Source organism: Streptomyces sp. NPDC046349 (assembly GCF_055587885.1).
Window position 1 is genome coordinate 354,259 of sequence record NZ_JBVJFK010000004.1, and the last position, 24,111, is coordinate 378,369.

Here is a 24,111-nt window from a genome sequence, read left to right on the forward strand (position 1 = left end):
CTCAGTACGCCAGCGAGCGGTCGACGGCGTCGAGCACCCGGTCCAGGCCCGGCAGGTACTCGTCCTCCAGGCGGGCCGGCGGGTAGGGGGCGTGGAAGCCGCCCACTCGCAGTACCGGCGCCTCCAGGTGGTAGAAGCACCGCTCCGTGATGCGGGCGGCGACCTCCGAGCCCACGCCGAGGAAGACCGGCGCCTCGTGGACGACCACGAGCCGGCGGGTCCTCTCCACCGACGCCTGGATCCCGTCGAAGTCGACCGGGGACATCGAGCGCAGGTCCAGGACCTCGACCGACTTGCCCTCTTCGGCGGCGGCGGCCGCCGCCTCCAGGCAGACCTTCACCATCGGGCCGTAGGCGGCCAGGGTGAGGTCCGTGCCCTCGCGCACCAGGCGCGACTTGTGCAGCTCACCGGGGATCGCCTCGGTGTCGACCTCGCCCTTGTCCCAGTAGCGGCGCTTCGGCTCGAAGAAGATCACCGGGTCGTCGCTGAGGATCGCCTGCTGGAGCATCCAGTAGGCGTCGCTGGCGTTCGACGGGGAGACCACCTTCAGGCCCGCGACGTGCGCGAACAGCGTCTCCGGGGACTCCGAGTGGTGCTCGACCGCGCCGATGGCGCCGCCGTAGGGGATGCGCACGACGACCGGCAGCTTGATCTTGCCCAGGGCGCGCGCGTGCATCTTCGCGAGCTGCGTGACGATCTGGTCGTACGCGGGGAAGACGAAACCGTCGAACTGGATCTCCACGACCGGCCGGTAGCCGCGCAGGGCCAGGCCGATGGCGGTGCCGACGATGCCGGACTCGGCGAGCGGGGTGTCGATGACCCGCTCCTCGCCGAAGTCCTTCTGCAGGCCGTCGGTGATCCGGAAGACACCGCCCAGCTTGCCGACGTCCTCACCCATGATCAGGACCTTCGGGTCCTGCTCCAGGGCCTTGCGCAGCGACTCGTTGAGCGCCTTCGCGATCGACATCTTCTCGACAGCCATCAGTGACCCTCCTCGGCCGGCTCGAAGGACGCGAGGTAGGCGGCGAACTGTGCGCGCTCCTCGTCGACGAGCGCGTGCCCGTCCGCGTAGACGTTCTCGAAGATCGCCATGGTGTCCGGGTCGGGCATGGCGCGCACGGCCTCGCGCACGCGCTTGCCCATGGCCTCGCTCTCGGCCTCCAGCTCGGCGAAGAACGCCTCGTCGGCGCCGCCGGTGGCCAGCAGGTGGGCCTTCAGGCGCTGGATCGGGTCCTTGGACTCCCAGGCCGCCGTCTCCTCGTCCCGCCGGTACTTCGTCGGGTCGTCGGAGGTGGTGTGCGCACCCATGCGGTACGTGAACGCCTCGACCAGGGTCGGGCCCTCGCCGCGGCGCGCCCGGTCCAGGGCCCAGCGGGTCACGGCCAGGCAGGCCAGGACGTCGTTGCCGTCGACGCGGACGCCGGGGAAGCCGAAGCCCTGGGCGCGCTGGTAGAGCGGCACGCGCATCTGGCGCTCGGTCGGCTCGGAGATCGCCCACTGGTTGTTCTGGCAGAAGAACACCACGGGGGAGTTGTAGACGGCGGAGAAGTTGAACGCCTCCATCACGTCGCCCTGGCTGGACGCGCCGTCGCCGAAGTAGGCGATCACGGCTGCGTCGGCGCCGTCCTTGGCCACGCCCATCGCGTACCCGGTCGCGTGGAGCGTCTGGGAGCCGATGACGATCGTGTAGAGGTGGAAGTTGTTGGTGTTCGGGTCCCAGCCGCCGTGGTTCACACCGCGGAACATCCCGAGCAGGTTGGTCGGGTCGACCCCGCGGCACCAGGCCACTCCGTGCTCGCGGTAGGTCGGGAAGACGTAGTCCGCGTCGTTCAGCGCCCGGCCGGAGCCGATCTGGGCGGCCTCCTGGCCGAGGAGCGAGGCCCACAGGCCCAGCTCGCCCTGCCGCTGCAGGGCGGTCGCCTCACCGTCGAAGCGGCGGGTCATGACCATGTCGCGGTACAGGCCGCGCAGGTCCTCGGTGGTGATGTCTGCGACGAAAGGTGCGAACTCCGCGTTCTCCGCGTTGTCGACCCGGTCCCCTTGGGGCGTCAGCAGCTGTACGAGCTGAGGTTCGGCGTCCTGCGTCTGCGCGGTGGCAGCGGCGGGCTTGGCGGCGCTCGCCGCACCTGCCGCCCGCTTGGTGCCGCTGCTGCGTCGCGGCTTGCGCGCGGCAGTGCTCTCCACGGTCACTTGTGCTCCTCCGTCGGTCCGGCACCCGGGTTCTCCGGGGTCCAGTGCGGCTCACCTGCATCCGTAACGAGCGCACGGGGTGGGTGCGCGTCGCGTACGGGATTCAGGCGTGACAGGCGTCCCGGCGAGTGCCCTGCGCAATGCACGTTACCCAGTGCGCCGCATAACTGCGAAACCCCGTTTGACCTGCGTTTTTGCTTGGATTTCCAAGTAAATCCGCAGAGGCGGGAACAACCACTGGTCACAGCCTTGCAGGGGCCGGGAACAACGGCACGTTATCCCGGGTAACTCCGGCAGGGAAGGGGTGAGTGTGTGAAACTGACTTCGTGCGCGAAGACGGAAAAATCAAGGTATTCCTCCTGGACGACCACGAAGTGGTCCGTCGGGGCGTCCACGAGCTGCTGTCGGTGGAGCAGGACATCGAGATCGTCGGCGAGGCCGGCACCGCCGCCGACGCGCTGGTCCGCATCCCCGCCACCCGGCCCGACGTGGCCGTCCTCGACGTCCGGCTGCCGGACGGCAGCGGGGTGGAGGTGTGCCGCGAGGTGCGCTCCGGGAACGAGGACGTCAAGTGCCTGATGCTGACCTCGTTCGCCGACGACGAGGCCCTCTTCGACGCGATCATGGCCGGCGCCTCGGGCTACGTGCTCAAGGCGATCCGCGGGAACGAGCTGCTCAGCGCCGTGCGTGACGTCGCCGCCGGCAAGTCGTTGCTGGACCCGGTGGCCACCGCCCGCGTACTGGAGCGGCTGCGCGACGGCAAGGGCGGCAGGGGCGACGACCGTCTCGCCAGCCTCACCGAGCAGGAGCGCAGGATCCTCGATCTGATCGGCGAGGGCCTGACCAACCGCGTGATCGGCGAGCGCCTGCACCTGGCCGAGAAGACGATCAAGAACTACGTCTCCAGCCTGTTGTCCAAGCTGGGCATGGAGCGGCGCTCCCAGGCCGCCGCGTACGTGGCCCGCCTCCAGGCCGAGCAGCGCTAGGCCGTCTCTTCGCGGGCCAGCTTCCCAGGCGCCCGGGGCCGGCTCCCCCTTCCCGGCGAGGTGCCGGTGCCGGAGGGTGGCCGCATCTCCCCAGCGGATCTCCACGCCCTCGGGCTGCTGCGCCGGGTGCCCTACGGGCGCGTGGCCACCGGTGTGCGCGCGCTCGCGCCGCCCGCCACATCGTGGTGGACGCCGGGGGCGGGCCGAGAATGCACGCAGGCTTGAGCCACCGCCGGGCATGCAACAGAAGCGTGGTGTCGTACGGGGTCGTCAATTTCAATTCCCCGACTCTCGCCGCCGGGCGGGGTGCAGTTCACCGTAACGGCGGAGGCCGCCGAGGTGACCACGGCAGAACCGGCACTCTTCGGTCCGGATCCGCATTTCGTTGACGGCGCGGCGTTCGACCCGTCTGCACGGGAATCGCACTGCAGTTCCTCACCGTTCACTCGCTCGCCGGTATCGGGAATCCCGATCGGCTCCGCGGGCAGGCCCTCTGACGGGGCGCATGCGGACGGGCCCGGCGGAAATCGATTCCGCCGGGCCCGCCGGGTGCTCGCTGCGCGCTACTCCGCGCTGTCGGGACCCGGCGGCGGCTGGGACTTGGTCGCCGTCGCGGTCGCCGTGGCCGTCTTGGTCGGCGAGGCGGTCGCGGTCGCCGTGCTGCTCTTGGTCGCCGTCGGGGTCGGCGACTGCGACGCCGTCGCCGTGGGCGCCTGGCTGGCGGTCTGCGTCCGGGTACGGGTCGCCGGCGGCGGGGTGTCGTTGTTCGTCGGCGTGTTGTCCGTGGTCTGGCGCGACTGCGTCGGGTCCGGCGAGTCGGACAGGCTCGGCTTGGCGCTGGGGGAGGTCTGGGTGGTGCCCGGATCCTGCTTCTGGCCGCCCTTGCCGCCCACGCTGTTGACGGCGTAGGCCACGCCGCCCGCGATCGCGACGATCGCGAGCACCGCGAACAGCCACATCTTCCAGCGGCCGCCGCCGTTGCCTCGCCGGTCGTCGTAGGCCTCGTAGCCGCCGCTGTGGCCGCCGCCGTGGCCGCCGGGGGCACCGGGGAAGGCCGTGCCGTCGTCCGGGTTCAGCGGCGGCACCATCGGCTGCTGGAACTGCGAGGTCGAGGCGTTCGAGGTGTACCGCTGCCCCCCGCCGTTCCCGCCCACGGGCATGGCCGTGGTGGCGGCGACGCCGCCGCGCCCGTGCGGCAGGGACATGGTGACCGGGCCGGTGTTCCAGGTACCGGTGTTCGGGCCCTGGTCGTGCAGCATCTGGAGCGCGTACTGGACCAGCCCGCGCATCTCCTCGGCGCTCTGGAACCGGTCGTCCGGGTCCTTGGCGAGGGAGCGCATGACGAGGCCGTCGAGCTCCTGCGGGATGTGGTGGCCCTCCGGCAGCTGCGAGGGCGGCACGGGCGCGTCCTGGACGTGCTGGTAGACCACCGAGAGGGGGGTCTCGCCGGTGAACGGGGGACGCAGCGCGAGGAGTTCGTAGAGCAGGCAGCCGGTCGCGTACAGGTCGGAGCGGTGGTCGACGGCCTTGCCGAGGGCCTGCTCCGGCGACAGGTACTGCGGGGTGCCCATGACCATGCCGGTCTGGGTCATCGTCGCCTGCCCGCCGTGCAGGGCGCGGGCGATACCGAAGTCCATCACCTTCACGGCACCGGCGTCGGTGATGATGACGTTCGCCGGCTTGATGTCGCGGTGGACGATGCCGTGCTGGTGCGAGTAGGCGAGGGCTTCGAGCACGCCCGAGACGATGATGAGCGCCTGCTCGGGGCCCGGGGCCTCGGCGCTGATCAACAGGTCGCGGATGGTGCGGCCCTCGACGAGTTCCATCACGATGTACGGCACGGTGTTCGGGCCGACCCGGTCCTCGCCCGAGTCGTACACGGCGACGACGGCGTGGTGGTTGAGGCCGGCGACGGACTGTGCCTCGCGCGTGAAGCGGGCCTTGGACACCGGGTCCTCGGCCAGGTCGGCGCGCAGCAGCTTCACGGCGACGGTGCGGCCCAGGCGCACGTCCTCGGCGGCGAAGACCTCCGCCATGCCGCCGCGGCCCAGTCGGTGCGTCAGCCGGTAACGGCCGTCGCCCACCAGGCCACCGTCGCCCCAGTGCTCAGGACCATCGGTCATCCCGGCGCCGTTTCCCTCGGGTTCGGGTGCCATCAGTCCTCGCCGTCGTCTCTCTCGGCCGCCGCTCAGCGGTAGTCCTCTTTATTGGTGCTCCGGTGAACGCTACAGCCTCAGAACCGGTCACCGTTCGGACAAGGCCACCCTGTGCACGTGTGGTCACGGAACGGGCACCTGGCTTGACGTGTGCTTGCCCTGGGGCAGACTGGGCGCCACGTGCGCCCGGCCAGAGGCGTGAAGGCACATCCCGAGGGGAAGCAACAGTCATGAGCCAGGACGGCACTCAGGGCCAGTACGCGGGCGGCTCTCTGGCCGGTGGCCGTTACCAGCTAAGGGACTTGCTGGGCGCCGGCGGCATGGCCTCTGTGTACCTCGCGTACGACTCGGCGCTCGACCGGCAGGTGGCCATCAAGACCCTGCACAGCGACCTCGGCCGGGAACAGTCCTTCCGCGAGCGCTTCCGCCGCGAGGCCCAGGCTGTAGCGAAACTGTCGCACACGAACATCGTCTCGGTCTTCGACACCGGTGAAGGCGAAGTGACGTTCGGCGGCGGCCGCTCGGGCGACGGCGCGGTGATGCCGTACATCGTCATGGAGTACGTGGAGGGCCGGCCGCTCGGGTCGGTGCTCGAGGCGGACATCCGGCAGCACGGGGCCATGCCCGCGGACAAGGCGCTGAAGGTGACGGCCGACGTGCTCGCCGCGCTGGAGACCAGCCACGAGATGGGGCTCGTCCACCGCGACATCAAGCCCGGCAACGTCATGGTGAACAAGCGCGGCGTGGTCAAGGTGATGGACTTCGGCATCGCCCGCGCCATGCAGTCGGGGGTCACCTCGATGACGCAGACCGGCATGGTCGTCGGCACCCCTCAGTACCTCTCGCCCGAACAGGCCCTGGGACGCGGCGTCGACGCCCGTTCCGACCTGTACTCGGTCGGCATCATGCTCTTCCAGCTGCTGACGGGCCGGATCCCCTTCGACGCGGACTCACCGCTGGCCATCGCGTACGCCCACGTACAGGAGGAGCCGGTCGCCCCGTCCTCCATCAACCGGTCGCTGACCCCGGCGATGGACGCGCTGGTGGCGCGGGCGCTGAAGAAGAACCCGAACGAGCGCTTCCCCACGGCCGCGGCCATGGGCGACGAGGTCGCTCGAGTGCTGGGCTCCGGACAGGCCGGGGCGCCGGTCATCGTGCAGGGCCACGGGCCGCTGAGCAGCGGCGCGGGGGTGTCCTCGGCGGTGTTCCCGCCGGTGGAGTCCGGCTTCCAGGCCCCGCCGCAGTCGGTGCAGCAGCCCTACCCGTCGCCGCACGCCCCGTACGCGCCGACGCCCGCCCCGCAGCCTCACACGCAGGGCGGCTACGCCTACCCGCACACGCCCCCGCCGCAGCAGCAGTACGCGCAGACCCCGCCCCCGTACACGATCTCCCCGACGGGCTCGGCGGGCCCGTCCGACTCCGGCGGCAAGCGGAACATGCCGGTGGTCGTGGGTGCGATCGCGGTGGCGCTGCTGGCGGTCGGCGGCCTGATCGCGGCGATCTCGATGAACGGGGACGACAAGGACAAGGGCGGCACCACGGCCGATCCGGGCGCCTCCACGTCCGCGTCCGCGAAGGCCGGGTTCAAGGGTCCCGACGTCACGCGCACGATCGACCCGAAGAAGTGCTCGGAGCCCACGAAGCACTACAGCGAGGCCGGCAAGTACTCGGCGCCGGACCTCAAGTACAAGAACCTGCTGTCCGTGAAGGCCTGCATCCAGGCCTCGGGCGGCAAGTACACCATCGTCCCCAAGGACGAGGCCGTGTACGGCAAGGACACGGTGCTGAGCCAGTCCCCGGCCGCCGGAGACAAGATCAACAAGGAGGGCACGGAGTACACGCTCACCGTGTCCACCGGCAATCCGGAGTAGCCGCTGACGGAGCGGCCTCACGACACACCGGCATCCCGGGCACCCGATTGGGCGCCCGGGATGCCGCTTTTGCTCCACTATGTAAATCTGAGCGCATATCGCTGACTCCAGCGAGCACGCCGGCCGCTCGGGACGGGAGGGGCTCCCCGTGATCCAAGGCTTCCGTCCTTCGCACTGGCTGGCCTGCGCCGCGCTCGCCGCAGCCGCCCTCGCACCGGCCGCCTCCGTGTACGCCGGCCCCCTCGCACGGGCCCACCCCGACCACGCCCACGGCCCCCGCGCCCTCCCGTTCACGGCCCAGCCGGTGCGCGTCACGGCCGACGAGGGGGACGGGGGCGACGACACCCGCGAGGAGCTCGCGGGCAGCGCCGCCGGGGTCGGCCGCGAGCGGCCCGGGCGGCCGGTCGGCGAGCCGGCCGATCCGGAGCTGGTGATCGCCTCCCGACCGCTGCCCGTGCGCCCGCGGACCGAGCCCACACCGCCGCCCCCGCCCTCTCCGCCTTCGCCGGCGAGACCCTCCGCCGCCGCCCCGACAGCGCGTGACAACGTCACCGCGCTCGGCACCGAGCCGAACGACCGCGCCGCGGACCTGGCGGCGCACATACTGCCGCTGGGCACCGGATTCGCCCTGATGGGTCTGGGCCTGGGCTATCTGGGCGTACGGCTGCGCCGCGGCGCCTAGCCGCCCCTGCCGGATCCTGGCGCCGCGAGCCCGGCCCGATCCGGACGGACGGACGGCCCGGCCCGATCCGGAAGGGACGGCCCGGCACCGTCCCCCTCTGGGCGTAGGCCCCAGGATGGTTGCCCTGCGTGAACATACTCGGTATACATACCGAGTATGTCGATCCGTCACGGGCTGCTCGCCCTCCTGGAACGGGGTCCTCGGTACGGCTCACAGCTGCGCACCGAGTTCGAATCCCGGACCGGCTCCACCTGGCCGCTCAACGTCGGGCAGGTCTACACGACCCTCGCCCGGCTCGAACGCGACGGCCTCGTCGCACCCGGCGGCGAGGACGCCGCGGGACACACCCTCTACGCCATCACCGACACCGGGCGCGCCGAGCTGCGCGAGTGGTACGAGCGCCCGGTCGACCGGGCCAACCCGCCGCGGGACGAGCTGTCCATCAAGCTCGCCATGGCGGTGGGCGCCCCGGGCGTGGACATCCGCGCCGTCATCCAGTCCCAGCGGCACGCCACGATCCGCGCGATGCAGGACTACACGCGGCTCAAGGCCACCGCACTCGCGGCGGTGGAGAGCGGCCGCTCCGGCGAACGCGACGACGTCGCGTGGCTGCTCGTCCTGGAGCAGCTGATCTTCCAGACCGAGGCCGAGGCACGCTGGCTCGACCACTGCGAAGCCCGGCTCGTCCGGCTCTCCCTGCCGGCCGACCGGAGAGCCGCCGCGCCCGAACCTACCCAGGCCGCCGAGACCCCGGCCCCGACCACCACCCGGCCCGGCACCGCCCGCACACGGCGCGCCTGAAACCACCGTCCCAGGGGGGACCCCTTCATGCCCGACCAGCGCCAGCCCCAGCAACCCGTACTGCAGTTGGAGCGGCTCGTCCGCACCCACGGCAGCGGGGCCACCGAAGTGCACGCCCTGCGCGGCATCGACCTCGCCGTGTACCCCGGCGAACTCGTCGCCGTCATGGGCCCTTCCGGCTCCGGCAAGTCCACGCTGCTCACCCTCGCGGGCGGCCTCGACGTCCCCACCAGCGGCCGGGTGCTGGTCGAGGGCACCGACATCACCGCGGCCAGCCGCAAGCAGCTCGCCGCGCTGCGCCGCCGCAGCATCGGGTACGTCTTCCAGGACTACAACCTGATCCCGGCCCTGACCGCCGCCGAGAACGTGGCTCTGCCCCGGGAACTCGACGGGACCTCCGCCCGCAAGGCCCGGGCCTCGGCGCTCGCCGCGCTGGAGGAGATGGGCCTGAGCTCGCTCGCCGACCGCTTCCCCGACGAGATGTCCGGCGGGCAGCAGCAGCGCGTGGCCATCGCCCGCGCCCTCGTGGGCGACCGCCGCCTCGTCCTCGCCGACGAGCCGACCGGCGCCCTCGACTCGGAGACCGGCGAGTCCGTCCTGGCCCTGCTGCGCTCCCGCTGCGACGCCGGCGCGGCCGGGGTCCTGGTCACGCACGAGCCGCGCTTCGCCGCGTGGGCCGACCGCGTGGTCTTCCTGCGCGACGGCAGCGTGGTCGACGAGACCACGCGCAGCCACGCCGACTCCCTCCTCTCGGGGCAGGCGGGCGGCCAGTGACCTCACCGCTCCAAGGCTGGTACCACTCCTGGGTCGCGGCCCTGCGCATCGCGCGCCGCGATGCCTGGCGTGCGAAGGGCCGCAGCTGCCTGGTCCTCGCGATGATCGCCCTGCCGATCGTCGGCGTGAGCGCCGCGGACCTGACCCTGCGCAGCGCCGAACTCTCGACCGAGCAGGCCCTCTCGCGGCAGATCGGGACGGCCGATGCCCGGGTGCGCCTCCTCGACCTGGGCCTGCCCATCTATCAGATACCCGACGGCACCACGTTCGTGCCGGTCGGCGGCTACGACAAGGCCGTCGCCGACCCGTCGGCGGGGCGGGAGGCACCGCAGGAGCTGGACCGGTCCCAGCTCCCGGCCGGGACCCAGGTGCTCAAGGACTCCACGGGCTACGGCAAGGTCCGCACCCGGCACGGGCTCCTCGACACCGACCTGCACGAAGTCGACACCCGGAGCCCTCTGGTGGCGGGCATGTTCACGCTCGACCGCGGCCGGCTGCCCGAGAGCGCCGGCGAGGTCGCCGCCACCACCGCGTTCCTGCGCAACTCCGGCCTCTATGTCGGCTCCACGGTCACTCCGCGCGGCGCGAACACCTCGTACAAGATCGTGGGGGCGTACGAGCTTCCGAGCGACCTGGGCAACAGCGAGATCCTCGCCCCGCCGGGGACCCTGCTCGCCCCGCTCGACCAGGCGCTCAAGGCTGCCGGAGGCGTCGGGATCCGGCCCAACGACAGCTACCTGGTCAAGGTCGGCGGCGACGGTTTCACGTGGAACATGGTGAAGGCGGCCAACACCAAGTCCCTGCTGGTCGTCTCCCGAGCCGTGCACCTCGACCCGCCGGCCGACGCCGACGTGCCGCTCTTCGAGCAGGAACGCAAGGAGCGGTTCCTGCAGGACGGCGGCTCGGCCTCCGACGTGGCCGTCGCCGCCACCGTCGTGGGCCTCGCCATGCTGGAGATCTGCCTGCTCGCCGGACCGGCCTTCGCGGTCGGCGCCCGCCGCTCGCGCAGGCAGCTCGGCCTGGTCGGCGCCAACGGTGGCGACCGGCGCCACATCCGCTCCATCGTGCTCTCCGGCGGCCTGGTCATCGGCGCCGTGTCCGCCGTCGTCGGCACCGTCGTCGGCGTGGCGCTCACCATCGCGCTGCGTCCTGTGCTGGAGGAGCAGCTCGGCGTCCGGTTCGGCGGCCTGGACTTCCGCCCCCTGGAACTGGTCGGCATCGCCCTGCTCGCCGTGGTGACCGGCCTGCTGTCCGCGATCGTCCCCGCCGTCACCGCCTCCCGGCAGACCGTGCTGGCCTCGCTGACCGGCCGCCGCGGGGTGCGCCGCGCCAACCGGGTGCTGCCGGTGCTGGGCCTGGTCGCCGTCGCCGGCGGCGCCGCCATCGCCCTGTACGGCACCACGTCGAGCATGGGCTCCACCGTCGTCGCGGGCGGCAGCGCCATCGCCGAACTCGGCTTCGTCGCCCTCACCCCGGTCCTGGTCGGTCTGTTCGGCCGGCTCGGACGCCGGCTGCCGCTGTCTCCGCGGCTCGCGCTGCGCGACGCCGTACGCAACCGGGGGCGCACGGCGCCCGCCGTGGCCGCGGTGCTGGCCGCGGTCGCCGGCACCGTCGCGGTGGCCACGTACGAGCACAGCCGGGACCTGCAGATGCGGCACGAGTACGTCGCCGACCTGCCGCACGGCACCGGGATGCTGGAGGCCCGGGAGAACAGCGCCCACAAGGAGGTTCCCGCGCTGCGCGAGGCGCTCTCCAAGGAACTCCCGGTGGCGGTGCGGGCGGACGTCGACCGGCTCGTCGCCGGCATGCCGAACTGCGAGTCGTTCTCGTCGGAACCCGGCTGCGGACGCATCGAGATCATCAAGCCGAAGGAGCAGCGCTGTCCGCTCCACGACACCCCTGCGGACACAGGGGCCTTCACCGAGGCACAGGCCCGGGAGCTGCGCCAGGACTGGCGCTGCGCGGACACCGGGCGCTCCGCGCCCGAACCCGTGGTCGTCGCCGACGAGAAGCTGCTGAGCGTGCTGGCGGTGACCGACCCGCGTTCGGTGTCCGCCCTCAAGGAGGGACGGGCCGTCGCCTTCGACAGGCGCCAGGTCAAGGACGGCAGGATCACCTTGCGGACCGTCCTCGTCAAGGAGGGTGTCGACCCCTTCCCGCCGGTCGGTGAGGATCCGCCCGGTGAGGACAAGGTCCTGCCCGTCCACCTGGCGCCCGAGTCGGTCAAGGGCTGGGGCCTCGAACTGGTCCTGCCGCCGGCGGCGGCCAAGGCCGCGGGGCTGGCCACCGTCCCGTCCGGGTCCTACTTCACCCTCGACGGCACGGCGAGCAGCGAGCAGCGGCAGCGGATCGCCGGTGAGATCGACCGCATGGGTGTGGAGGCGGTCGTGCGCATCGAAGAGGGCTACCAGGGCAACGACAGCCTCGCGCTGCTCGCCCTGACCGTCTTCGCGGGTCTGGTCACCATCGGAGCGGCCGGCATCGCCACGGGGCTCGCCCAGGCCGACGCCGAGGCCGATCTGAAGACCCTGGCGGCCGTGGGCGCGGCGCCCCGGGTACGGCGGACGCTGAGCGGCTTCCAGTGCGGGGTGGTCGCCCTGATGGGCGTCGTCCTGGGCACCGCGGCCGGGATCCTGCCCGCGGTGGGCCTGCGCCTGGTGCAGCGGCGGGAGCTGGAGGCGCTGTACCGGAACTCCCTCGACAACGGCTACGCGTCGATGCGGGAGGCCGTCCCCTACGTGCCGATCTCCGTGCCGTGGGAGACCCTCGCCGGGCTGCTCGTGGTGGTTCCGGTGGGCGCGGCCGTGCTGGCCGCTCTGGTCACCCGCTCCAGCGGTGCGCTGGCCCGCCGCGCGGCAGGCTGAACACCGGGTCCGTACCCGGGACCGGTGCCCCCGTACAGGGTGGATCACGACTGTACGGGGGCACACCGTGTGAGAACGAAGGTGTGCGAGACAATGACGGCATGGAGATGCCGAGGAGTGAACGGTCGCAGGACAGTCCCCCGCACGTCCTGATCGTGGGACAGGACGGGACGGCGGTCGGCGACGCCGATGACGAGTCGCGCGAGGTCCCGGTGACGGAAATGGTCGAACAGCCCGCCAAGGTCATGCGGATCGGCAGCATGATCAAGCAACTCCTGGAAGAGGTACGCGCCGCGCCCCTCGACGAGGCGAGCCGGGTCAGGCTCAAGGACATCCACGCCGCCTCCGTGAAGGAGCTGGAGGACGGACTGGCCCCGGAGCTCGTGGAGGAACTGGAGCGCCTGTCCCTCCCGTTCACCGAGGAGGCGATCCCCTCCGAGGCCGAACTGCGCATTGCGCAGGCCCAGTTGGTGGGCTGGCTGGAGGGCCTCTTCCACGGCATCCAGACGGCTCTGTTCGCGCAGCAGATGGCCGCGCGGGCCCAGTTGGAGCAGATGCGCCGCGCCCTTCCGGCCGGCGGCCCGCACGACGACGAAGAGGACGGCGGCCACGGCCCGATCCGCTCGGGCCCTTACCTCTAGCCTCCGGCGATCTGCAGGACACGCGGGTCCGGTCCACGCCCCGAGAGGCGCGGGCCGGACCCGTCGCCCTGTCCGGCCGGGCCGGCGAACCAGCGCCGGGGAAGTCCGATTCCGCGCCGGGGAAGTCCGGTTCCGCGCCGGGGACATGGTCCGCGCATACTCATGGGCATGAGCTACGACGCGATCGTGCTGGCCGGCGGCGCCGCCCGGCGACTCGGCGGGGCGGACAAGCCCGCGTTGAGCGTCGGCGGGCGGGCGCTCCTCGACCGCGTCCTCGACGCCTGCCCGGACGCCCGCAGCACCGTCGTGGTGGGCGGCCGACGGCCCACCGCGCGCCCCGTGCGCTGGACCCGCGAGGACCCGCCCGGAGGCGGCCCCGTGGCCGCGCTGGACGCCGGGCTGCGCGGGACCACCGCGGGACTGGTCCTCGTACTCTCCGCGGACCTGCCGTTCCTCGACCGGGACACCGTACGGGCCCTGCTGGCCGCACCCGACGCGCACGGCACGGAAGGGGCGATGCTGCGCGACCCCGACGGCCGGGACCAGCCGCTGGTCGCCGCCTACCGGGCCGAGCCCCTGCGGCGCGAGATCGCGCTGCTCGCCACCGAACACGGCGGTCTCGCCGGACTCCCGCTGCGCGCGCTCACCGCGGAACTGGAGCTGACCGCCGTCGCCGCTCAGCCACTCGCCGCGTTCGACTGCGACACCTGGGACGATCTTGCCGCCGCCCGGGCCCGGATCAGAGAGCATGGAACCGTGTTGGAGCAATGGATCACCGCCGTCAAGAACGAGCTGGGCATCGACCTCGCCGTCGACACCAAGACCCTGCTCGACCTCGCCCGGGACGCCGCCCACGGCGTCGCCCGGCCCGCCGCGCCCCTGACCACCTTCCTGGTCGGTTACGCGGCCGCCCACGCCGCCGCCACCGGCGCCGACCCCGCCCAGGCCGTCGCCGAGGCCTCCCGCAAGGCCGCCGACCTGGCGCTGCGCTGGGCCGCCGAGGCAGAGGCCGACGCCGCCGAAGAGAACGGCTCGGGATGACCCCCACGAACTCCGCCGAGCAGGCCCTCGACGAGGCCCTGGCCCTGGTCAGCCGCACCCCCGAGGGTGGCGGCTCCGGCGGCCACCGGCACGTCTCCTGGCCGCGCGCCCGGGACGCCGCCCTCCGCGCCGGGGCCGGGGTACGGGCCCGCACCCACGACGTACCCCTCCCAAACGCCCTCGGCGAGGTCCTGACCGCCTCCCTGGACGCGCTGACCGACCTGCCGTCCTTCGACACCTCCGCCATGGACGGCTGGGCGGTGTCCGGCCCCGGCCCGTGGCAGGTCCGGGAAGGCGGCGGCGTCCTCGCCGGCTCCGGCCGGCCGGAGCCGATCGCCGACGGCGAGGCCGTCCGGATCGCCACCGGTGCGCGGATCCCCGCCGACACCACCGCCGTCATCCGCACCGAGCACTGCCGTGAGGCGGCCGGGCAGCTCTACGCCGACCGGCCCGTCGCCACCGGCCAGGACATCCGCCCGCGCGGACAGGAGTGCCGCTCGGGCGACCTGCTGCTGCCCGCCGGCTCCCTGGTCACCCCCGCCGTGCTCGGGCTCGCCGCAGCCGCGGGATACGACCGGCTGACCACGCGGCCCCGCCCCCGCGTGGAGATCCTGGTGCTCGGCGACGAACTGCTCACCGAGGGCCGCCCGCACGACGGGCTGATCCGCGACGCCCTCAGCCCCATGCTGGCCCCCTGGCTCACGCGGCTGGGCGCCGAGGTCACCGGGACCCGGACGCTCGGCGACGACCCGGCCGGGGCTGCCGCCCTGCTGGAGGCCGTCACCACCTCCACCGCCGACGTCCTGATCACCACCGGCGGCACCGCCTCCGGACCCGTCGACCACGTCCACTCCGTACTGGAGAAGGCCGGCGCCCGAATGCTCGTCGACGGGGTGGCGGTCCGGCCCGGACATCCGATGCTGCTGGCGCGGATCGGCGACCGGGCGGACGGGCGGCACGTCGTCGGGCTCCCCGGCAACCCCCTCGCCGCCGTCTCCGGGCTGCTGACCCTCGCCGAGCCGCTGCTGCGCGCCCTCGCGGGCCGCCGCCCGCGCCCGCGCTACACCGCGACCGTGCAGAGCGACGTACCGGGGCACCCGTCCGACACCCGGATGATCCCGGTCCGGCTCGACGACGAGCACGCTGTACCGCTGCGCTACCACGGCCCGGCGATGTTGCGCGGCGTGGCGGCCGCGGACGCGCTGGCCGTCGTACCGCCCAAGGGCGCCCGGTCCGGACAGGAACTTGAGGTCCTCGATCTGCCGTGGGCTTCGGGAGGATGTTTCACGTGAAACTGCCCGGACAGGACGCCATGGCCCGCGGGGCCGACGAGAAACTCGTCTCCCGGCGCATCAAGCTGCCCAAGCGCATCGTCGAACATCCGCTGCGACAGGTCGCCAAGCGTCTCCTGATGGCCTTGTTCGTGCTCTTCCTCACGGTCTTCATCGTGTGGCTGGACCGCGACGGCTACCACGACAACGCCAACGAGTCGGTCGATCTCCTCGACTGCTTCTACTACGCCACCGTGTCGCTGTCGACGACCGGTTACGGCGACATCGTCCCCTACAGCGACAGCGCACGGTTGATCAACATCCTGGTGATCACGCCGCTGCGCGTGCTGTTCCTGATCATCCTCGTCGGTACCACCCTCGAAGTCCTGACGGAACGGACGAGGGAAGAGTGGCGGCTGAAGCGCTGGAGGAAGAACTTGCGCGAGCACACGGTCGTCGTCGGCTTCGGCACGAAGGGCCGCTCGGCCCTGCAGACGCTGCTGGCCACCGGCCTCTCGAAGGAACAGGTCGTCGTCGTCGACCCGAGCGCCAAGGTCATCGACACGGCCAACGCGGAAGGGTTCACAGGCGTGGTCGGCGACGCCACCCGCTCGGACGTCCTGCTGCGTGCCGAGGTCCAGAAGGCCCGTCAGGTCGTCATCGCCACGCAGCGCGACGACACGGCGGTCCTGGTCACGCTGACGGCCCGGCAGCTCAATCGCGGGGCGAAAATCGTCGCCGCGGTACGCGAGGAGGAGAACGCCCCGCTCCTGCGCCAGTCCGGGGCGGACGCGGTCATCACGAGCGCGAGCGCGGCCGGCCGGCTGCTGGGCCTCTCGGTCCTCAGCCCGAGTGCGGGCACCGTGATGGAGGACCTGATCCAGCAGGGCAGCGGCCTGGACCTCATCGAACGGCCCGTCCGCAAGGCCGAGGTCGGCAAGTCGGTGCGCGACACCGACGACCTCGTCGTGAACGTACTGCGCGGGCACCGGCTGCTTCCGTACGACGACCCGCACGCGAGCCCGCTCCAGCTGACGGACCGTCTCATCACCATCGTGCGAGCGGTCCCGCCCACCGCTCCGAGGACGACACTGGGTCCTGCCGAGTAGCCGCGCCGTGGCGTAGCCTCCGGGCCATGCATGCGATCACCATCGAGCAGCCCGGCGGCCCCGAGGCCCTCGTCTGGGCAGACGTTCCCGATCCGGTACCGGGCGAGGGCGAGGTCCTCGTCGAGGTCGCGGCGAGCGCCGTGAACCGCGCCGACGTGCTCCAGCGCCAGGGCTTCTACGATCCGCCTCCCGGCGCATCCCGATATCCGGGCCTGGAGTGCTCCGGGCGGATCGCCGCGCTCGGGGCGGGGGTGTCCGGCTGGTCGGTGGGCGACGAGGTGTGCGCCCTGCTGGCCGGCGGCGGGTACGCGCAGCGGGTGGCCGTGCCGGCCGGCCAGCTGCTGCCGGTCCCGGCCGGGGTGGACCTCGCGACGGCGGCGGCGCTGCCCGAGGTCGTCACGACCGTGTGGTCCAACGTGTTCATGGTGGCCGGGCTGCGCCCCGGTGAGACCCTGCTGGTGCACGGCGGCGCCAGCGGCATCGGGACGATGGCAATCCAGCTGGGGAAGGCGGTCGGCGCGACGGTCGCCGTCACGGCCGGCGGCCCGGAGAAGCTGGCGCGCTGCAAGGAGCTGGGCGCGGACGTCCTCATCGACTACCGCGAGCAGGACTTCGTGGCCGCGTTGCGGGCCGCCACGGGCGGGGCCGGGGCGGACGTGATCCTGGACATCATGGGAGCCAAGTACCTCGCGCGGAACGTGGACGCCCTGGCCGTGAACGGCCGGCTCGCGGTGATCGGTCTCCAGGGCGGGGTCAAGGCCGAGCTGAACCTCGGCACCCTGCTGGCGAAGCGGGCGGCGATCACCGCCACCTCGCTGCGGGCGCGGCCGCTGGAGGAGAAGGCGGCGATCGTCGCCGCCGTGCGGGAGCACGTGTGGCCGCTGGTGGCCGCCGGCCGGGTGCGGCCGGTGGTCCACGCGGCGTTCCCGATGGCTCGGGCCGCCGAGGCCCACCGGGTCCTGGAGTCGAGCACCCACGTGGGCAAACTCCTGCTCACGGCGTGACCCCCGCGCCTCGAACGCCTCGAACGCCGGCGGAGCCGCATTCGGCCGTCCGGCGTTCGAGGACCGCAGTCCTGGGCGGAGCCCCGGGACAGCGCACCCGGCACCTCTCTTCAGGATCTTGCCGGGCTCGCGGGCGCCTGGCGCCGCGCCCTGATCCGGCCTGATCCGAAAGCAAGGCCCTAGAGGCTGCGCAGCAGCACCGCCGGGGATTGCACGCAGTCCGCGACGTAGCGCAGGAAGCCGCCGGCCGTGCCGCCGTCGCAGACCCGGTGGTCGAAGGTCAGCGACAGCTGGACGACCTTGCGCACCGCCAGCTGCCCCTCGTGCACCCACGGCTTGTCGATGATCCGGCCGACCCCGAGCATCGCCGCCTCCGGGTGGTTGATGATCGGCGTCGAGCCGTCGACCCCGAACACCCCGTAGTTGTTGAGGGTGAAGGTGCCGCCCGTCAGGTCCGCCGGGGCCAGCTTGCCCGAGCGGGCGAGCTCGGTCAGCCGCGCGAACTCCGCCGACAGGGCCTCCGGGTTGCGGCCCTGCGCGTCCCGGACCACGGGGACCACCAGTCCCCGCTCGGTCTGCGCGGCGAAGCCCAGGTGCACCGAGGGGAGCCGGACGATCTCCTTGGCCGCGAGGTCCACGGTGGAGTTCAGCTCCGGGTACTTGGCCAGGGCGGCCGTGCAGATCCGCGCCAGCAGCGCGAGCACCGAGATCTTGGGCCCGCCCACGGCGTTCATCGCGGCCCGTGCCGCCATCAGCTCGGTGGCGTCGGCGTCGACCCAGCAGGTGGCGTCGGGGATCTCGCTGCGGCTGCGCGACAGCTTCTCGGCGACCGCACCGCGCAGCCCCTTGAGCGGGATCCGTTCGCCCAGCGCCGCCACCGCCACCGCCGCGGGGGCGGGAGCGGGAGCCGGAGCGGGCGCCCTCAGCGCGGCCAGGGCCGCCTCGACGTCGGCACGCAGGATCAGGCCCTCCGGCCCGGAGCCGCGCAGCGCTCGCAGGTCCACCCCGCCGTCCTTGGCCAGCTTGCGCACCAGCGGCGAGATGACGGGCACCGGCCCGGCGGGAGCCGCAGGAGCGGCCGGGATCACCGGAGCCGCGGCGACCACAGCCGGGGCCGGGGTCGGGGCCGGAGCCGGGGCGGGCGCCGACACCGCGGCGGTGACGGGTCGCACCCGTCGCCGACGCGCCGGGCGGGAGTGGTCCGAGCCGTAGCCGATCAGCGGTCGGGGCGCCTCGCCGGAGGCTTCGGCCTCCGCGGCCTCCGCGCCACCGGCGGGCATCGACTGCGCACCCACCGCGACGGTGATCAGCGGAGCGCCGACCGGCAGCTCCTCGCCCTCCTCGCCGAACCGGGCGGTGACCACACCGCCGTAGGGGCAGGGCACCTCCACCATCGCCTTGGCCGTCTCGACCTCGACGACCGGCTGGTCGATGGCGACGACATCGCCCACCGCCACCAACCACCGCACGATCTCGGCCTCGGTCAGGCCCTCGCCGAGGTCGGGCAGCTTGAATTCCATTACCTGCGCCATCAGTTCTCCCACTGCAGGCGGGCCACGGCGTCCAGGATCCGTTCCACTCCCGGCAGGTGGTGCTTCTCCAGCATCGGCGGCGGGTACGGGATGTCGAAGCCCGTCACCCGCAACACCGGCGCCTCCAGGTGGTGGAAGCACCGCTCCGTGACCCGGGCGGCGATCTCCGCGCCCGGCCCGCCGAAGCCGCCGGCCTCGTGGACGACGACCGCGCGCCCGGTGCGGCGTACGGACTCCACGACCGTCTCCTCGTCGAAGGGGACCAGAGAGCGCAGGTCCACGACCTCCAGGTCCCAGCCCTCCTCGCGGGCCGCCTCGGCCGCCTCCAGGCAGACCGGCAGCGAAGGCCCGTAGGTGATCAGGGTGGCGCTCGTGCCCGTACGTCGGACCAGCGCCTTCCCGATGCCCGGGACGGCCGTCGGCGCCTCGGGCGACCAGTCGGCCTTCGACCAGTACAGCCGCTTCGGCTCCAGGAAGACCACCGGGTCGTCGCTGGCGATCGACGCGCGCAGCAGTCCGTACGCGTCCTCGACGGTCGCCGGGGTCACCACCGTCAGGCCGGGGGTGGCCACGTAGTAGGCCTCGGAGGAGTCGCAGTGGTGCTCCACGCCGCCGATCCCGCCGCCGTACGGCACGCGGATGGTGATCGGCAGCGGCATCGCGCCGCGGGTGCGGTTGCGCATCTTCGCCACGTGAGAGATCAGCTGCTCGAAGGCGGGGTAGGCGAAGGCGTCGAACTGCATCTCCACCACGGGCCGCAGCCCGTACATGGCCATGCCGACCGCCGTGCCCAGGATCCCGGCCTCCGCGAGCGGGGTGTCCGTGCAGCGGTCCTCGCCGAACTCCTTGGCGAGGCCGTCCGTGATCCGGAAGACGCCGCCGAGCGTCCCGACGTCCTCGCCCATCACGTGGACCGCCGGGTCCTCGGCCATCGCGTCGCGCATCGCCCGGGTCAGGGCCTGCGCCATCGTCGCGGGCTTGGCCCCCGTCTTCGCGGACTTCGCCGCCACCGTCGTCACGCCTGGTCCTCGGCTTCCAGCTCGGCACGGAGCATGGCCGCCTGCTCCCGCAGGCGGTCGGTCTGCTCCGCGTAGACATGCGCGAACAGGTCCATCGGTTCCACCACCGGATCCGCGTTCATCCCGTCGCGCAGGGACGCCGCCATCGCCTCGGCCTCGTCGCGCGCGGCCGTGATGCCCGCCTCGTCGAGGATCCCGCGTGCGGTCAGCTCGCGCTCCAGCAGGTCGATCGGGTCGTGCGCCTTCCACGCCTCGACCTCGGCGTCACCGCGGTAGCGCGTCGCGTCGTCGGCGTTCGTGTGCGCCTCCATGCGGTACGTGACGGCCTCGATCAGGGTCGGGCCGCCGCCGGCCCGGGCCCGCCGGACGGCCTCGGCCAGCACCTCGTGCATCGCCGCGATGTCGTTGCCGTCGACCAGCCGGCCCGGAATGCCGTAGCCGACGCCCTTGTGGGCCAGCGTCGGGGCGGCGGTCTGCTTGGCGAGCGGGACCGAGATCGCGAAGCCGTTGTTCTGCACGAGGAAGACCACCGGGGCCTGCCAGACCGCGGCGAAGTTCAGCGCCTCGTGGAAGTCGCCCTCACTGGTGCCGCCGTCGCCGACCATGGCGAGGGCGACGACGTCGTCGCCGCGCAGCCGGGCCGCGTGCGCCAGGCCCACCGCGTGCGGCAGCTGGGTGGCGAGCGGGGTCGAGAGCGGCGCTATGCGGTGCTCGCGCGGGTCGTAGCCGGTGTGCCAGTCGCCGCGCAGCAGGGTCAGTGCCTGTACGGGGTCCAGTCCGCGGGCCACGGCCGCCAGGGTGTCGCGGTAGCTCGGGAAGAGCCAGTCCTGCTCCTCGAGGACCATGGCGGCCGCGATCTCGCAGGCCTCCTGCCCGACGGTGGAGGGGTAGACGGCGAGCCGGCCCTGCTTGGTGAGAGCCGTGGCCTGGGCGTTGTAGCGACGGCCGCGCACCAGTTCGGCGTAGCACCGGCGCATCAGCGCGGGGTCGAGCCGGTCGGCCGCCTCGGTGCCCAGCACCCGGTAGGGCTCGGCGTCCGGGAGCAGCGGGGCGGCGTCCGTACGGGGCCTCCAGGCGGGCGGCGGGGTGGAACGGTGGGACGCACCGGCACCGGGCAGCTCTTGGACCGTCATGGCGGCGTACACCTCCTCGTGGGAAGCGGGCAGGGGGTGCCCCGGGTGTGAGGCCCCTCACCTACCGATTGTTCGGTTGTCCGCGCAATTTGGCTACAGGCGGCTCCAGGCTGTGGACAAACTGGCGCCGGGGCCCTGGGATGGACGCAGGACGTCCAGAAGAGGGAGGCATCGGGCAATGCCGGATGAACAAATGGCCGGAACGGGTTCCGCACCGCTGCCGGCGGGGGCCGCACCGGGAGCCCCCGCGGTCCCGCCCGTCGCTCCCCGCCCCCTGGACCCGATCGACCGCTCGATCATGCGGCTGCTCCAGGCGGACGGCCGGGCGTCCATACGGTCGGTGGCGGAACAGGTGCACGTCTCGCGTGCGAACGCGTACGCGCGGATCAACCGGCTCATCGACGACGGGGTGATCCGCGGGTTCACCGCCCGCGTCAACCACGAACGCGCGGGCCAGGGCGCCTCGGCCTACATCACCTTGAAGATCGTCCAGAATTCCTGGCGCACGGTCCGCGAGCAGCTGCGCGAGCTCCCGGGGGCCGCGCACATCGCCCTGGTCAGCGGTGACTTCGACGTGCTGCTCCTGGTGCACACCCCGGACAACCGGACCCTGCGCGAACTGGTCCTGACCCGCCTCCAGGCCATCCCGGAGGTCCTCTCCACGCGCACCCTGCTGGTCTTCGAGGAGACGGACCTCATGGACGCGGGTCCGGGCCGGGCCGGCGGGCCCGCGATCGCCGAGGAGTAGGCCGTACGGGTGGCGGTCCGGCCCGTGACGCGACAGCGCCCCGGGAAGGGCCTGGAGGGGGCCGTTCCCGGGGCGCGGTGCGGCGCTCAGCGGCGCTCAGCGCCGGTCAGCGGGCCGTGCGCAGGCCGTCGAGGGCCATGTGGACGACGGCGTCGGCCAGTTGCTCGGGGCCCGTGCCCGGGTGCGGGCGGTACCACTCGACCAGCGAGTTCACCATGCCGAACAGGAGGCGGGTGGCGAGGCGGATGTCCACGTCCGCCCGCAGGTCGCCGTCCGCGGCGGCGGCCTTGAGCAGGTCCGCGACCTGGTGGTCGAACTCGCGGCGGCGCTCCAGCGCCCACCGCTCGGTGCGGGTGTTGCCCCGGACGCGCAGCAGCAGCGTCACGTAGGGCAGCTCGGAGACCAGCACCTCGACCGTGCGGCGCGTGACGTACTCGACCCGCTCGACGGCCCGGCCGCGGACCGCCCCCGGCTCCTCCAGCACCGCGAAGAGCCCGTCGAGGGCGCGGCTGACCGCCCGTCGCAGGAGCTCCTCCTTGCCCGTGACGTGGTGGTAGATCGAGGACTTCGAGATACCGGCGGCCTTGGAGAGGTGCTCCATCGAGGTGCCGTCGTAGCCGCGCTCGTTGAAGACCTGGACGGCCACGGACAGGAGGGTCTCGGGGGTGTAGGTGTCCCGCTTGGCCGTCGTCACTCGTTCTCCCCCGTGTCGTCCTGGTCGTCCTCGCCGGCCTCGTAGCCCAGTTTGAACAGGGCGAGGGAGGGTGCGTAGCGGCCGCCGGGGCAGCGCTCGTCGAGGTGGTGCAGCAGGTCGTAGGCCCAGTCCCGGCCGAGCCGGTCGTGCCATTCGGAGGGACCCAGGGGGTAGTTGACGCCGAGCCGCATCGCGGTGTCGATGTCCTCGGCGGATGCCACGCCGCGGGCGACGGCGTCGGCGGTGAGGTCGATCAGCATGGCGACGGTCCGGGCGACGATCATGCCGGGGACGTCGCCGATGACGGAGACCTGCTTGCCGAGCTTCTGGAAGAGGCCGATCGCCTCGGAGAGGGTCCGCTCGCCGGTGTCCGCGCTGGCGGACAGAGCGATCCGGGTGGCGCCTCGGTAGTCGAGCGCGAGGTCGAAGTAGACGACGTCCGTGAACTCGACGGAGGTCCTGCCGTCCGCGAGGACCAGCTGGCCCTCCCCGGGCAGCTGGATGTACGGACCCCCCTGCCCGGTGGACGTGACCGCGATCCCGGCCTCCTCCAGCATGTCCGCCAGTTCGGCCGCCGGGCCCAGGTCGCCGACGACGGTCACCTTGTCCGGGGCCTCCTCGGGCCCGGCGGTGTGCGGCTGCGCGGCGACCGCGTCGGGGCCGTACGGGTACCAGCCGTGCCCCGACTTGCGGCCCAGGCGGCCCGACTGGACCAGCCGGCGCTGTGCGAGGGACGGGGTGAACTTGGGGCTGCGGAAGAAGGACTCCCACACGGAGCGGGTCACGGCCTCGTTGACGTCCTGGCCGATCAGGTCGGTCAGCGCGAAGGGACCCATCTTGAAGCCGCCGCTCTCGCGGAGGACGGCGTCGATGGTGGCCGGGTCGGCACCCTGCTCCTCGTACACCGCGAAGGCCTCGGCGTAGAAGGGGCGGGCGATCCGGTTGACGATGAATCCGGGGGTGTCGGCGCAGCGTACCGGCGTCTTCCCCCAGCCGAGGACGGTGCGGTAGGCGCGCTCGGCGGCCGCGGGGTCGGTCGCGGAGCCGCTGACCACCTCCACGAGCGGGAGCAGCGGCGCCGGGTTGAAGAAGTGCAGGCCGAGGAAGCGGCCGGGGTGCGCGAGGCCGGCGGCGAGCTCGGTGACGGAGAGGGAGGAGGTGTTCGTGGCGAGCAGCGCGTCCGGCCCGACCACATCTTCGAGGGCCGCGAAGAGCGTCTGCTTGATTCCGACGTTCTCCACGACCGCCTCGATGACGAGGGCGGCCCCGGCGAGGTCCTCGAGGCCACCGGCGGCCGTGATCCGGCGGGCGGCCTCCTCGGCCTCGGACCGGTCCAGCCGGCCCTTCGCGGCCATCCGCTCGACGCGGTCCTGCACGATCCCGACGCCGTCGGCGGCGAGGGAGGCGTCGATGTCGTAGATCAGCACGCGGTGACCTGCGAGAAGGGCGACCTGGGCGATGCCCTGGCCCATGGTGCCCGCCCCGACGACCGCCACAGTGCGGGACCGCTCGATTGCTGTCATGTCCTGATCCTCCCGCACCGACTTGTCCACAGGTCCGCCGGGCCCTCTTGTCCCGACCGATCGTTCGGTTAC

At 72.7% G+C, this 24,111-nt stretch carries 20 protein-coding genes; 12 read left to right on the top strand and 8 right to left on the bottom strand.

Annotation, left to right across the window (positions count from 1 at the left end; all coding sequences use genetic code 11):
- Position 1: 1 nt before the first annotated feature.
- Both ACZ6JS_RS11640 and pdhA (ACZ6JS_RS11645) read right to left on the bottom strand, forming a co-directional pair.
- The gene (locus ACZ6JS_RS11640; protein WP_469297455.1) at positions 2-982 is read right to left on the bottom strand and encodes an alpha-ketoacid dehydrogenase subunit beta; all 981 of its coding nucleotides are present in this window, start codon (positions 980-982) and stop codon (positions 2-4) included.
- Positions 982-2,190, bottom strand: a complete 1,209-nt coding sequence (gene pdhA / locus ACZ6JS_RS11645; RefSeq protein ID WP_469297456.1) for a pyruvate dehydrogenase (acetyl-transferring) E1 component subunit alpha — start codon at positions 2,188-2,190, stop codon at positions 982-984. Before pdhA (ACZ6JS_RS11645) ends, ACZ6JS_RS11640 begins: the two co-directional genes overlap by 1 nt.
- Positions 2,191-2,516: 326 nt before the next feature.
- Here pdhA (ACZ6JS_RS11645) and ACZ6JS_RS11650 point away from each other — a divergent pair, with 326 nt between their 5' ends.
- Positions 2,517-3,176 carry a response regulator gene (locus ACZ6JS_RS11650; RefSeq protein ID WP_469297457.1) on the top strand — a complete coding sequence of 220 codons (660 nt, stop codon included), beginning with the start codon at positions 2,517-2,519 and terminating at the stop codon, positions 3,174-3,176.
- Between the two features lie 563 nt (positions 3,177-3,739).
- Here ACZ6JS_RS11650 and ACZ6JS_RS11655 read toward each other — a convergent pair.
- Positions 3,740-5,332, bottom strand: coding sequence for a protein kinase domain-containing protein (locus ACZ6JS_RS11655; protein ID WP_469297458.1), 1,593 nt, complete (start codon positions 5,330-5,332; stop codon positions 3,740-3,742).
- 230 nt (positions 5,333-5,562) lie between these two features.
- Here ACZ6JS_RS11655 and ACZ6JS_RS11660 point away from each other — a divergent pair, with 230 nt between their 5' ends.
- The 10 genes from ACZ6JS_RS11660 to ACZ6JS_RS11705 all read left to right on the top strand — a co-directional run bounded on the left by ACZ6JS_RS11660 (position 5,563) and on the right by ACZ6JS_RS11705 (position 17,390).
- Positions 5,563-7,203 (top strand): protein kinase domain-containing protein, encoded by a 1,641-nt coding sequence (locus tag ACZ6JS_RS11660; RefSeq protein WP_469297459.1) that lies wholly within the window; start codon positions 5,563-5,565, stop codon positions 7,201-7,203.
- A 148-nt stretch (positions 7,204-7,351) separates the two neighbouring features.
- Positions 7,352-7,885 carry a hypothetical protein gene (locus ACZ6JS_RS11665; protein ID WP_469297460.1) on the top strand — a complete coding sequence of 178 codons (534 nt, stop codon included), beginning with the start codon at positions 7,352-7,354 and terminating at the stop codon, positions 7,883-7,885.
- A gap of 156 nt (positions 7,886-8,041) precedes the next feature.
- Entirely contained in the window at positions 8,042-8,686 is a 645-nt protein-coding gene (locus ACZ6JS_RS11670) for a PadR family transcriptional regulator (RefSeq protein WP_469297461.1), read from the top strand.
- A gap of 27 nt (positions 8,687-8,713) precedes the next feature.
- On the top strand, positions 8,714-9,460 hold the full coding sequence (locus ACZ6JS_RS11675; RefSeq protein WP_469297462.1) for an ABC transporter ATP-binding protein: 747 nt from the start codon (positions 8,714-8,716) through the stop codon (positions 9,458-9,460).
- Positions 9,461-9,561: 101 nt separating this feature from the next.
- The gene (locus ACZ6JS_RS11680) at positions 9,562-12,324 is read left to right on the top strand and encodes an FtsX-like permease family protein (protein WP_469297663.1); all 2,763 of its coding nucleotides are present in this window, start codon (positions 9,562-9,564) and stop codon (positions 12,322-12,324) included.
- Between the two features lie 101 nt (positions 12,325-12,425).
- Positions 12,426-12,965: a bacterial proteasome activator family protein gene (locus tag ACZ6JS_RS11685; RefSeq protein WP_469297463.1), complete on the top strand. Its 540-nt coding sequence runs from the start codon at positions 12,426-12,428 to the stop codon at positions 12,963-12,965.
- Positions 12,966-13,133: 168 nt separating this feature from the next.
- A complete protein-coding gene (locus tag ACZ6JS_RS11690; RefSeq protein ID WP_469297464.1) occupies positions 13,134-14,006 on the top strand; it encodes an NTP transferase domain-containing protein in 873 nt (290 codons plus the stop codon).
- Positions 14,003-15,298 carry a molybdopterin molybdotransferase MoeA gene (locus ACZ6JS_RS11695; protein WP_469297465.1) on the top strand — a complete coding sequence of 432 codons (1,296 nt, stop codon included), beginning with the start codon at positions 14,003-14,005 and terminating at the stop codon, positions 15,296-15,298. Before ACZ6JS_RS11690 ends, ACZ6JS_RS11695 begins: the two co-directional genes overlap by 4 nt.
- Positions 15,286-16,386 (top strand): potassium channel family protein, encoded by a 1,101-nt coding sequence (locus ACZ6JS_RS11700; RefSeq protein WP_469297466.1) that lies wholly within the window; start codon positions 15,286-15,288, stop codon positions 16,384-16,386. Before ACZ6JS_RS11695 ends, ACZ6JS_RS11700 begins: the two co-directional genes overlap by 13 nt.
- A 26-nt stretch (positions 16,387-16,412) precedes the next feature.
- Complete coding sequence (locus ACZ6JS_RS11705) at positions 16,413-17,390, top strand: NAD(P)H-quinone oxidoreductase (RefSeq protein WP_469297467.1); 978 nt, start codon at positions 16,413-16,415, stop codon at positions 17,388-17,390.
- Between the two features lie 179 nt (positions 17,391-17,569).
- On the opposite strand, the gene ACZ6JS_RS11710 is transcribed toward ACZ6JS_RS11705, so the two are convergent.
- Genes ACZ6JS_RS11710 through pdhA (ACZ6JS_RS11720) form a run of 3 tightly spaced genes read right to left on the bottom strand, consistent with a single transcriptional unit; the run spans position 17,570 to position 21,074 of the window.
- The gene (locus ACZ6JS_RS11710; protein ID WP_469297468.1) at positions 17,570-18,922 is read right to left on the bottom strand and encodes a dihydrolipoamide acetyltransferase family protein; all 1,353 of its coding nucleotides are present in this window, start codon (positions 18,920-18,922) and stop codon (positions 17,570-17,572) included.
- The gene (locus tag ACZ6JS_RS11715; protein ID WP_469297664.1) at positions 18,922-19,890 is read right to left on the bottom strand and encodes an alpha-ketoacid dehydrogenase subunit beta; all 969 of its coding nucleotides are present in this window, start codon (positions 19,888-19,890) and stop codon (positions 18,922-18,924) included. The genes ACZ6JS_RS11710 and ACZ6JS_RS11715 overlap by 1 nt, the downstream gene beginning before the upstream one ends.
- A 47-nt stretch (positions 19,891-19,937) precedes the next feature.
- Entirely contained in the window at positions 19,938-21,074 is a 1,137-nt protein-coding gene (gene pdhA / locus ACZ6JS_RS11720) for a pyruvate dehydrogenase (acetyl-transferring) E1 component subunit alpha (protein WP_469297469.1), read from the bottom strand.
- 178 nt (positions 21,075-21,252) lie between these two features.
- On the opposite strand from pdhA (ACZ6JS_RS11720), the gene ACZ6JS_RS11725 reads away from it, so the two are divergent.
- Positions 21,253-21,822, top strand: coding sequence for an Lrp/AsnC family transcriptional regulator (locus ACZ6JS_RS11725; protein WP_469297470.1), 570 nt, complete (start codon positions 21,253-21,255; stop codon positions 21,820-21,822).
- Positions 21,823-21,928: 106 nt separating this feature from the next.
- Here the strand turns inward: ACZ6JS_RS11725 and ACZ6JS_RS11730 are convergent, their stop codons facing one another.
- Together ACZ6JS_RS11730 and ACZ6JS_RS11735 are read right to left on the bottom strand one after the other, a co-directional pair.
- On the bottom strand, positions 21,929-22,516 hold the full coding sequence (locus ACZ6JS_RS11730) for a TetR/AcrR family transcriptional regulator (RefSeq protein WP_469297471.1): 588 nt from the start codon (positions 22,514-22,516) through the stop codon (positions 21,929-21,931).
- Positions 22,513-24,039: a 3-hydroxyacyl-CoA dehydrogenase gene (locus tag ACZ6JS_RS11735; protein ID WP_469297472.1), complete on the bottom strand. Its 1,527-nt coding sequence runs from the start codon at positions 24,037-24,039 to the stop codon at positions 22,513-22,515. Before ACZ6JS_RS11735 ends, ACZ6JS_RS11730 begins: the two co-directional genes overlap by 4 nt.
- Positions 24,040-24,111 lie beyond the last annotated feature (72 nt).